Annotated in this window: 4 protein-coding genes; all 4 read right to left on the bottom strand. The window is 69.7% G+C overall.

What is annotated here, in order from left to right; genetic code table 11:
* Window positions 1-181 precede the first annotated feature (181 nt).
* Entirely contained in the window at window positions 182-625 is a 444-nt protein-coding gene (gene msrB, locus Tfont_RS14315; RefSeq protein WP_143969928.1) for a peptide-methionine (R)-S-oxide reductase MsrB, read from the bottom strand.
* Complete coding sequence (gene msrA, locus Tfont_RS14310; RefSeq protein WP_143969927.1) at window positions 622-1263, bottom strand: peptide-methionine (S)-S-oxide reductase MsrA; 642 nt, start codon at window positions 1261-1263, stop codon at window positions 622-624. Before msrA ends, msrB begins: the two co-directional genes overlap by 4 nt.
* A gap of 175 nt (window positions 1264-1438) precedes the next feature.
* The gene (locus tag Tfont_RS14305; RefSeq protein ID WP_221934303.1) at window positions 1439-1585 is read right to left on the bottom strand and encodes a hypothetical protein; all 147 of its coding nucleotides are present in this window, start codon (window positions 1583-1585) and stop codon (window positions 1439-1441) included.
* Window positions 1585-1946: Mu transposase domain-containing protein (locus tag Tfont_RS14300; RefSeq protein WP_453822753.1), on the bottom strand; the 362-nt coding region annotated here is incomplete at its 5' end. The genes Tfont_RS14300 and Tfont_RS14305, both read right to left, overlap by 1 nt.

Below are 1946 nucleotides of genomic sequence, written 5' to 3'. Positions count from 1 at the left end.
TGTGCCGGGATTCGGTGAGAAATGGCTACGCACTGAGCCGCTGCGTGGCCCCGCGATGTCGAAAACCCACGCATGAACCCCCGATCTGTGCCCGATCTGTGCCCAAAGCGGCGCTTGCGCGGCCGCTTCCTACCCGCCAGACTCGCAAAAAAGGGCGGTTGAACTTCCTATACCCCGAGGCCTACCCGCCCGCCGGCACGAAGGCCATCGCCGCGGAGTTGAGGCAGTAGCGCAGGCCGGTGGGTGGCGGGCCGTCGGGGAAGACGTGGCCGAGGTGGCCGTCGCAGCGGGCGCAGCGGATTTCGATACGGATCATGCCGTGGCTGCTGTCGCGGTATTCGGCGATGTGTTCGGGGTCGAAGGGCTGCGTGAAGCTGGGCCAGCCGGTGCCGGAGTCGAACTTGTCCTCGGCGCGGAACAACGGCAGGTGGCAGAGGCGGCAGTGGTAGGTGCCGGGCCCCTGGCCGTGCAGCAGACCGCCGCAGAAGGCGCGCTCGGTGCCATGGTCGAGCAGGATGCGGCGCGCCTCGGGGCTGAGAGCGGCAATCAGCCGCTCGCGGGTCTGCGGGTCCGGCGGGGTGAGGTCGTGGCCGCTGGCCGAGCGGCGCGGGGCATGAGCGCTCATGTGACGTCGCTCCTGTCGTTGCGCAAGCGGTCGCGGAAGTGGCGTTGCAGTTTTTCCACCTTCGGCGCGGCGACGTGGACGATGTAGGGCTGGGTCGGGTGACGCGCGGCGTAGTCCTGATGGTACGCCTCGGCCTCGTGGAATGCCTGCAGCGGTTCGAGGGTGGTGGCGATGGGCGCGTTGTATACGCCAGCCGCGTCCAGTTGCGCGATGTAGCTCTCGGCGACGCGGCGCTGTGCGTCGTCGGCGTAGAAGACTGCCGAGCGGTACTGCGAGCCGATGTCGTTGCCTTGTCGGTTGTGCTGGGTCGGGTCGTGGACGACGCCAAAGAACACCTTGAGTAGCTGACCGTAGCTGATGCGCGCGGGGTCGAAGCGGATCAGCACGGCCTCGGCGTGGCCGGTGCGGCCCGTGCAAACGGCGTCGTAGTTGGCGCTGTCGGCGCTGCCGCCGGCGTAGCCGGAGCGCACGTCGAGCACGCCGTCGAGGCGGCGGTAGACGGCCTCGACGCACCAGAAGCAGCCGCCGGCGAGCACGGCCTGCTGCGGCGTGGCGGTGGCCGGGATGTCGAGTGGCGGATCGGGGAGATGGTCGGGGGCGACGCGCAGTGCGCTGCCGGCAAGGTCGCAGTGGGTCATGGTCGTGGTCGGATCCTCGGGTCGGTGTGGGCTCCTCGGGGGCGCGGCATCGCCGGCGGAAGCGCTGCGCCGGGCCGGCGGCCCTGGATGGAGAAGATTTCCACGCCCCGGGTCCCGCAAGGATACCACAGCCGGGCGAAAGGGTGCGCGAAACCGCCCCGCCGTTCAGCCGCGGTCAGGCCGCGACGTCGTCGTCGAGCAGCGCCTCGCGCAGCGTCATCTGCGCCCGGCCGGCTTCGTCGAGCAGGCTGTCGAGCTGATCGCGAATTGCCGTCAGCCGCAGCCGGGTGAGCAGTTCGTCGAGTCGGTCGGTATCGATCATCACCAGCCGCCTCCGACGAGCGCTTCGTATTCGGCCAACGGACGCAGCAGCGCATCGGTGGGCGGCGGCACTTCGATTGCGGCCGGCGGCGGTGACCCACCCAGCAGATGGCTACGCTCGATGCTGCGCCCGCGACTGCCGGAGAGCTGCGCGTGGCGGGCCACTTCCTCACCGGCGTACTCGACCACCACCGTGTCGGCGCTGACGATGACTGTCACCGTCTCGCCGATCAAGCGCCACGGCACGCTGTAGGCGTTGGTGTCCAGTTCGATGCAGCCCTCGGCATTGACCCGGCGCACGAGCTCGCGCACCTGCAGGAAGGGGGCGATGCCGGCGATCGGGCGCAGATGCGCACGCTCCA

The organism is Tepidimonas fonticaldi (assembly GCF_007556755.1).
Taxonomy (GTDB): Bacteria; Pseudomonadota; Gammaproteobacteria; order Burkholderiales; family Burkholderiaceae_C; genus Tepidimonas; species Tepidimonas fonticaldi.
Note: the sequence above shows the minus strand (reverse complement) of the source record. Positions and strands in the feature narration are given on the sequence as shown.